At 74.4% G+C, this 9,252-nt stretch carries 2 protein-coding genes; both read left to right on the top strand.

What is annotated here, in order from left to right:
* Positions 1–15 precede the first annotated feature (15 nt).
* Positions 16–7,167, top strand: coding sequence for a type I polyketide synthase (locus P3X83_RS42825; RefSeq protein WP_277311198.1), 7,152 nt, complete (start codon positions 16–18; stop codon positions 7,165–7,167).
* 310 nt (positions 7,168–7,477) lie between these two features.
* Positions 7,478–9,252 (top strand): beta-ketoacyl synthase N-terminal-like domain-containing protein (locus P3X83_RS42820; RefSeq protein WP_277311197.1); only part of this gene is annotated, 1,775 nt, incomplete at its 3' end.

Here is a 9,252-nt window from a genome sequence, read left to right as displayed (position 1 = left end):
GCCAGGGGAAGGCTCATGCAGGCCCTCCCGGCGGGCGGCGCGATGCTCGCCGTCGAGGCCACCGAAGACGAGATCACCCTCAACGACCAGGTCAGCATCGCCGCGATCAACGGCCCCACCTCGATCGTGCTCTCTGGAGTCGCCGAGGCCATCGACGACCTCGAAGCGACCTACCGCGCAGAGGGACGCCGGGTGAAGCGGCTGACCGTCTCCCACGCCTTCCACTCGGTGCTGATGGAGCCGATGCTCGCCGACTTCCGGGAGATCGCCGCCGCCGTCACCTACCGCACGCCGACCATCCCGATCATCTCCAACCTGGACGGGCGTCCCGTCGAGAACCACACGGCCGACTACTGGGTGCGTCACGTCCGCGAGGCCGTCCGGTTCGCCGACGGGATCGCGACCCTCCGCGCCGAGGGCGCGACCCGCTTCCTGGAGATCGGCCCCGACGGCGTGCTCACCGCGATGGCCCAGCAGTCCATCGACGCCATCGACACCGCCACCCTCGTCCCCGCCCTGCGCGCCGACCGTCCCGAGGCCGAGTCGCTGATGCACGGACTCGCCCGCCTCTACGTCAGCGGGATCACCCCCGACTGGGCGGCCGTCTTCCAGGGCGGTCGGGCTCGGGTCGTCCTGCCCACCTACCCCTTCCAGCGCGAGCGCTACTGGCTGGAGCCCGCGCCGAAGACCGGCGGAGACGCCGAGGCGGGCTTCTGGGCGGCGGTCGAACGGCAGGACCTCGACGCGCTGGCCGAGAGCCTGGGCGCGGACACGGGGGAGCGGTCCTCGCTGGAGTCGCTGCTGCCCGCGCTGCCGGTGCTGTCCGGCCTGCGCCGCAGGCGGCGCGACCGGTCCGAGGCGGACTCCTGGCGCTACCGGGTGCGCTGGACGCCCCTGGCGGACCGGCAGACGGAAGGGCTCTCGGGAACCTGGCTGATCGTGACCGCCGACGGCGAGGCCCCAGACGACATCGTGACGGCGCTGCGCGACGCGGGGGCGGCGGTCGCCGTCCTGCCCGTCGCGGAGGACCGCGCCGCCATGGCCGAACGGCTCCGCGAGGCGGGCGACGTCGCCGCGGTGGTGGCGCTGCTCGGTGTCGCCGGCTCCCTCACCCTGATCCAGGCCGTCGGCGACGCCGGGATCGCCGCCCCGCTGTGGTCCATGACCAGGGGCGCGGTGTCGGTGGCCAGGTCGGACGGCGCGGCCGACCCCGCCCAGGCGCAGGTCTGGGGCCTGGGCAGAGTGGCGGCGCTGGAGTACCCGCAGCACTGGGGCGGCCTGGTGGACCTGCCGGAAACGCTGGACCGGCGTGCCGGGCAGCGGCTGGCGTCGGTGCTCGCGGGCGGTTCGGGCGAGGACCAGGTCGCGGTTCGGGCGTCCGGAGTGTTCGGGCGCAGGCTGCGCCGCGCTCCGCTCGGGCGCGGCGGCGCGCGGCAGTCCTGGACGACGGACGGCGCGGTGCTGGTCACCGGTGGCACGGGCGCGCTGGGCGGGCACGTGGCCCGCTGGCTGGCCGGTCGCGGCGTGACCGAGCTGGTGCTGGCCGGTCGTCGCGGCGCGGACGCGCCGGGAGCCGCCGAACTGGTGGCCGGGCTGGCGGAGCTGGGCGCGCGGGCCACCGTCGTGGCCTGCGACCTGAGCGACCGCGCGGCGGTCGCGGACCTGCTCGCCGCCCGCCCGGTGACGGCCGTGATCCACGCGGCCGGGGTGGTGGACGACGGGATCCTGTCCGCGCTGACCTCCGATCGGCTGGACGCGGTGCTCGCGGCGAAGGCCCGGGCCGCGGCCAACCTGGACGAGGCGCTGGGCGACACCCCCGTGGACGCCTTCGTCACCTTCTCCGCGCTGGCCGGTGTGATCGGCAGCGCCGGGCAGGGCAACTACGCGGCGGCCAACGCCTACCTGGACGCCCTCGCCGGGCGGCGCCGGGCGCGCGGCCTGGCCGGGACCTCGATCGCCTGGGGCCCGTGGGCGGGCGCGGGCATGGCGTCCGACGACGTCGCGGCCGAGCGGATGCGCCGCGGCGGCGTGGTCGCGATGGCCCCGGAGCGGGCGCTGGACGCCCTGGCGGCGGCGCTGGACACGGGCGACGACGGAGACGGCACGCTGGTCGTGGCGGACGTCGACTGGGGCAGGTTCGCCCCGGGCTTCACCGCCGCGCGGCCTGGCGCGCTGTTCGCCGACCTGGCGGAGGCCCGCGAGGCGGCCGGTCGTCCGGGAGACAAGGGCGAAACGGACGGGGAGGAGCGGACGGCGGCGCTGCGCGCCCGGCTGGAGTCCGCCGGATCGGACGTGGAGCGGGAGCGGCTGCTGCTCGACCTGGTCCGCGGTCACGCGGCGGCGGTCCTCGGGCACGCCACGGCGGGCGCGGTGGAACCCGGCCGTGCCTTCCGCGAGATGGGCTTCGACTCGCTCAAGGCGGTCGAGCTGCGCAACCTGCTGGGCGCGGACACCGGCCTCGCCCTGCCCGCCGGCCTGGTCTTCGACTACCCGGCCCCCGCCGCCCTGGCGGCGCACCTGCTGGCCGCGATCCGAGGCACGGCGGACGCGCCCGCCGAGACGGTCACCATGACCGGCACGACGGACGACCCGATCGTGATCGTCGGCATGAGCTGCCGCTTCCCGGGCGGGGTGTCCTCGCCCGAGGAGCTGTGGACTCTGCTGGCCGAGGGCGGCGACGCGGTCGGCGGGTTCCCGCAGGACCGCGGCTGGGATCTCGGGTCGCTGTTCGACCCGGACCCCGACAGGGCCGGCACGACCTACGCCCGCGTGGGCGGCTTCCTGGACGGCGCTGCCGAGTTCGACGCCGGGCTGTTCGGCATCTCGCCCCGTGAGGCGCTGGCCATGGACCCGCAGCAGAGGCTGCTGCTGGAGGGCACCTGGGAGGTGTTCGAGCGGGCCGGGATCGACCCGCGTTCGCTGCGCGGCAGCCGTACCGGTGTCTTCGCCGGGACCAACGGCCAGGACTACCCAGCCCTGCTGTTCGACGGGCACGCGGAGCTGGAGGGACACGTCGGCACGGGCAACGCCGCCAGCGTCATGTCCGGCCGGATCTCCTACGCGTTCGGCCTGGAGGGCCCGGCGATCACCGTGGACACCGCCTGTTCCTCCTCGCTGGTGGCGCTGCACCTGGCGGTGCAGGCGCTGCGCAACGGCGAGTGCGAGCTGGCGGTCGCGGGCGGCGTGACCGTGATGGCGACCCCCGGCGCGTTCGTCGAGTTCTCCCGTCAGCGCGGGCTCGCCCCCGACGGGCGGTGCAAGCCGTTCGCCGAGGCGGCCGACGGCACCGGCTGGGGCGAGGGCATCGGCGTGGTCCTGGTGGAGCGGCTGTCGGACGCCCGCCGCAACGGGCACGAGGTGCTGGCCGTCGTGGCCGGATCGGCGATCAACCAGGACGGTGCGTCCAACGGCCTCACCGCCCCGAACGGTCCCTCCCAGCAGCGGGTGATCCGGCAGGCCCTCGCCGGAGCGGGGCTCATCCCCTCCGACGTGGACGCCGTCGAGGCGCACGGCACCGGCACCAGGCTGGGCGACCCGATCGAGGCGCAGGCCCTGCTCGCCACCTACGGGCAGGACCGGGACGAGCCGTTGTGGCTGGGCTCGATCAAGTCCAACATCGGGCACACCCAGGCCGCGGCCGGAATCGCCGGTGTGATCAAGATGGTGCTGGCCCTGCGGCACGGCGTACTGCCGCGCACCTTGCACGTGGACGAGCCCACCTCGCACGTGGACTGGACGGCGGGCACGGTGGCCCTGCTCACCGAGAACCGCCCATGGGCGGGCGGCGACCGCCCCCGCCGGGCCGGGATCTCCTCGTTCGGGCTCAGCGGCACCAACGCGCACACCATCATCGAGGAGTTCACCGCCCCCGAGCCGGTGGCGGAGACCGCGCCGGGCACGCGGCCGGTGCCGTACCCGCTGCCGTATCTCCTGTCCGGAGGCTCGGCCGGGGCGCTGCGCGGCCAGGCGGGCCGCCTGCGCGCGCTGCTGGACGGCGGCGCACGCGAGCTGGACGTGGCCGCGTCGCTGACCACCACCCGGGCGCTGCTCGGCCACCGGGCGGTCGTGCTGGCCGCCGGTCGAGCGGAACTGCTCGGCGCCCTCGACGCGCTGGCACAGGGCCAGGAGGCCCCCGGCGTGACCAGGGGCGTCGCCGCGCACGGCCGTACCGCGTTCCTGTTCACCGGCCAGGGCTCGCAGCGCGCCGGAATGGGCCGCGAACTCTACGACGCGTTCCCCGTCTTCGCCGACGCGCTGGACGCGGTCTGCGCGCACCTGGACGCCGAACTGGACCGCCCGCTGCGCGAGGTGCTATTCCACGATTCCGAACTCATTCACCAGACCGCCTATACGCAGGCGGGATTGTTCGCCATTGAAGTGGCGCTGTTCAGATTCGTGGAATCGCTCGGCGTCATTCCCGATTTTCTGCTCGGCCATTCGATCGGCGAACTGGCGGCGGCCCACGCGGCCGGGGTCATGTCGCTCGCGGACGCCTGCCGCCTCGTGGCGGCCAGGGGCCGGCTGATGCAGGCGCTCCCGGCGGGCGGGGCGATGCTGGCGGTCGAGGCAGCCGAGGACGAACTGGTCCTCATCGACCAGGTGAGCGTGGCGGCGGTCAACGGCCCGAGGTCCGTGGTGGTCTCGGGCGTGGCCGAGGCGATCGACGAGCTGGAGGCGACCTGGCGGGCCGAGGGCCGTCGCGTGAAGCGGCTGACGGTCTCCCACGCGTTCCACTCGGTGCTGATGGAGCCGATGCTCGCCGAGTTCCGCGAGATCGCGGCGAAGGTCGAGTACCGGACCCCGCGCGTGCCGATCGTGTCCAACCTGGACGCGCGGCAGGTCACCGAGTACACCGCCGAGTACTGGGTCCGGCACGTCCGCGAGGCCGTCCGGTTCGCCGACGGGGTCGGGACGCTGGCCGGGCAGGGCGTGACCGCCTACCTGGAGATCGGCCCGGACGGCGTGCTCACCGCGATGGCCCAGCGGTCCATCGACGGCGAGGCGCTCCTGGTCCCCGCGCTGCGCGCGGGCCGCGACGAGCCGGAGACCCTGCTCGCCGCGCTCGCCGGGCTCCACACCCACGGCGTGGACGTGGACTGGCGGCCGGTCGCCGCTGGGCTCGGCGGCAGGCGGGTGGCGCTGCCCACCTACGCCTTCGACCGGGACCGGTTCTGGCCGGAGACGGCCTGGGACCGCAGGCGCGCCGACGGCAGTGCCGCCGACGACTGGCGCTACCAGGTCACTTGGAAGCCGCTCGCGGAATCCGCGGACGCCCCGTCAGGGCGGTGGCTCGTGGTCGCCGCCGACGGCGATGACCCGCTGACCGCCTGGACGGCGAGCGCGCTGCGCGACCGGGGCACGGAGGTGGTCGTGCGGGCCGTCGGCGACCTCGCACCGGTCAACGGCCACGTCAACGGACAGGTCAACGGTGGCGTCGGCGCGGTGGACGGCGTGGTCTCCTTGCTCGCCCTCGACGACCGGGACCTCCCGGCGCACCCGGGGACTCCCGTCGGCCTGGCCGGGACGCTGGACCTGCTGCGCGCCTTGGAGACGGCCGGGATCACGGCTCCGCTGTGGTGCCTGACGCGGGGCGCGGTGGCGGCGACGCCGCACGACGACCCGGCAGGACCGGCGCAGGCGCAGGTGTGGGGGCTCGGCCGGGTGGCCGCGCTGGAGCACCCGCAGCGCTGGGGCGGCCTGGTGGACCTCCCGCCGGTGCCGGACGAGCGGGCGGCCGGCCTGCTGGCCGCCGCGCTCGCGGGCACGACCGGTGAGGACCAGCTAGCGATCCGCGAGGACGGCCTGCTGGCGCGCAGGCTGGCGCACGCCCCGGCGGGTCACGGCGACGAGCCGTGGCGGCCCGGCGGCACGGTGCTGGTCACCGGCGGTACCGGCGCGCTCGGCGCGCAGGTGGCCCGCTGGCTGGCGGGCCGGGGCGCGGAGCGGCTGGTGCTGACCAGCCGTCGCGGCCTGGAAGCGCCGGGCGCGGCCGAGCTGGTGGCCGAGCTGGCGGAGCTGGGCACCGAGGCGATCGTGACCGCCTGCGACGTGGCCGACCGCGACGCGCTGGCCGCGCTGCTGGCCGAGCACCCGGTGACGTCCGTGGTCCACGCGGCGGGGCTGAACGGCACGACCCGGATCGGCGAGGCCGGTCCCGCCGAGTTCGACGAGGTGATGCGGGCCAAGGTGCTCGGCGCACGGCACCTGGACGAGCTGCTGCCCGGCGCGGACGCGTTCGTGCTCTTCTCCTCGATAGCCGGGGTGTGGGGCAGCGGCGGGCAGGCCGCCTACGCGGCGGCCAACGCCTACCTCGACGCGCTCGCCGAGCGGCGCAGGGCGCGGGGCCTGGCGGCCACGTCGGTGGCGTGGGGCCCGTGGGCGGAGGCGGGCATGGCCGCCGACGCGGAGGCCGAGGAGTACCTGCGGCGCAGGGGTCTCGGCGCGCTGTCGCCGGAACTGGCCGTGGCCGCCCTGGCCAGGGCGGTGGACGGCGGCGACACGTCGGTGACCGTGGCCGACGTGGACTGGGTCCGCTTCGCCGAGGCGTTCACCATGGCCCGGCCGAGCGCGCTGCTGGCCGACCTGCCGGAGCTGAACGTCCCGGCCGAGGCTGAGCGGGCGGGCGAGCCGTCCGCGCAGGGCGAGGCGGCGGCGCTGCGCGAGCGTCTGGCCGGGCTGTCCGCCCCCGAGCAGGAGGAGGTGCTGCTCGGGCTGGTACGGCAGGCCGTCGCCCGCGTGCTCGGCCACGCGTCCGGCGAGGCCGTCGAGCCGAACCGGGCCTTCAAGGAGCTGGGCTTCGACTCGCTGACCGCGGTGGAGCTGCGCAACGGCCTGGGCCGGGCCACCGGCCTGAAGCTGCCCGCGACGCTGGCCTTCGACTACCCGACCTCGGCGGAGCTGGCCGGGTTCCTGCGCGGCGAGCTGGCGACCGGCGAGGGCACCGGAGTGGACGCGCTGCTGGCGGGCCTGGACTCGCTGGACGCGGCGTTCAGCGCAGCCGCCCCCGACGGCCTGACCCGGGTCAAGGTGGCGGTTCGCCTCCAGGCGTTCCTGTCCAGGTGGGCCGACGCCCGGTCCTCCGGTGACGATGTGGCGGTGGACGATCTGGAGTCGGCCTCCGACGAGGAGATGCTCGACCTGATCCAGCGGGAGCTGGGCCTCACCTGAGGCCCGGCGGCCCGATCCGGCCCGGTACCGCACCCGCGGTGCCGGGCCGTTTCGCGTCCGGGAGGCCGGCACACTGAAAAGAAACTTCTGACACGCATGCTAGGGGTACGCACGGGTTGTTCCGTGTTTAGCCCCTCAGTATGGTCATATTCAGTCATATGTGCGGGAATGTGGATTCGCAGGTCGCTTCCGCTTTTCAGCCATCGAGTGCGGCTAATAGTCGGCGATTTCCCGGATTTCGCTGGTGATATCCATTGCTTCCTCGAAGTGCGCGCTTTTGGCGTTCTCGGTTCGTAGAAAGTGGCGTCGAGTGACAGACAATCAGAAGTATCTTGATTACCTCAAACGTCTCACCGCCGATCTGCGCCAGACCCGCCGCAGGCTGAAAGCAGCCGAGGCGCGCGAGTGGGAGCCGATCGCGATCATCGCCATGAGCTGCCGCTATCCGGGTGGCGTCGAGACGCCGGAAGACCTGTGGCAGATGGTGGTGTCCGGGCGCGACGGCATCGCCCCGTTCCCCACCGACCGTGGCTGGAACCTGGACGCGATTTACGATCCTGATCCGGACAAACCGGGTACCTCCTATGTGCGTGAGGGCGGTTTCGTCAGCGACGCGTCCCAGTTCGACGCCGCGCTGTTCGGGATCTCGCCGCGCGAGGCATTGGCGATGGATCCGCAGCAGCGGCTCATTCTGGAAGCGTCGTGGGAGGCCGTCGAGCGGGCCGGCATCGACCCGCAGTCGCTGCGCGGCACCCAGGGCGGCGTCTTCATCGGCGCGTCCGCCTCCATGTACGGCGCCGCCGTCACGGAGCTGCCGCAGGGCGCCGAGGGCCACATGCTGACCGGCAACGCGCCGAGCGTCGTGTCCGGCCGGGTGTCCTACACCCTGGGCATGGAGGGCCCCGCCGTCACGGTGGACACCGCCTGCTCCTCCTCGCTGGTCGCCCTGCACCTGGCCGTGCGGTCGCTGCGCGAGCAGGAGTGCGCGATGGCGCTGGCCGGCGGCGTGACCGTGCTGACCGATCCGGGGATCTTCACCGAGTTCAGCCGTCAGAAGGGACTGTCCGGCAACGGGCGCTGCAAGGCGTTCGCCGCCTCCGCCGACGGCACCGGCTGGGCCGAAGGCGTCGGCGTGCTCGTGCTTGAGCGCCTGGCCGACGCCCGCCGCAACGGGCACCAGGTGCTCGCGGTCATCCGGGGCAGCGCGGTCAACCAGGACGGCGCGTCCAACGGCCTGACCGCCCCCAACGGCCCCTCGCAGCAGCGGGTGATCCGCGCGGCGCTCGCCAACGCCCGCCTGACCACCACCGACGTCGATCTCGTCGAGGCGCACGGCACCGGGACCACCCTCGGGGACCCGATCGAGGCGCAGGCGCTGCTCGCCACCTACGGCCAGAACCGCGAGGAGCCGCTTTGGCTCGGATCCATCAAGTCCAACATCGGCCACAGCCAGGCCGCGGCCGGCGTGGCCGGAGTGATCAAGGCGGTGCAGGCGCTGCGCCACGGCGTCATGCCGCAGACCCTGCACGTGGACGAACCGTCCCCCGAGGTGGACTGGACGGCGGGCGCCGTCGAGCTGCTGACCGAGAACCGGCCCTGGCCGGAGGTGGCACGCCCGCGCCGCGCCGGAGTCTCCTCCTTCAGCGTGAGCGGCACCAACGCCCACGTCATCATCGAGCAGGAGCCGACCGAGACGGCCACGACCGATGACGAGGACGAGGACGACACCCGAGAGCGGCCGGTCGAGGAGACCGTCCCCGAGACGCACGAGCCCGTGGTCGTCCCCCGCCAGATCCCCTGGGTGATCTCCGCCCGGACGGAGGACGCGCTGCGCGAGCAGTTGTCCAGGCTCGCCCCCTACGCCGATCGCGACCCCGTGGACATGGCGTGGTCGCTGGCCACCACCCGGGCCGCGCTGGAGCACCGCGCGGTGGTCCTCGGCCCGGACCACGCGGCCGGGCTCGCCGAGCCGGTGATCACCGGCGTCGCGCAGAGCGTCTCGGCCCCGGTGTTCGTGTTCCCCGGTCAGGGGTCGCAGTGGATCGGCATGGCCGCCGGTCTGCTGGAGTCCTCCCCGGTGTTCGC

This window comes from Spongiactinospora sp. TRM90649, assembly GCF_029382225.1.
In the GTDB taxonomy this organism is placed as follows: domain Bacteria; phylum Actinomycetota; class Actinomycetes; order Streptosporangiales; family Streptosporangiaceae; genus Spongiactinospora.
Note: the sequence above shows the minus strand (reverse complement) of the source record. Positions and strands in the feature narration are given on the sequence as shown.

Excerpts from the sequence above, each read along its gene's own strand:
- P3X83_RS42825 (WP_277311198.1), top strand. The coding sequence starts at position 16 with ATGCAGGCCCTCCCGGCGGGCGGCGCGATGCTCGCCGTCGAGGCCACC.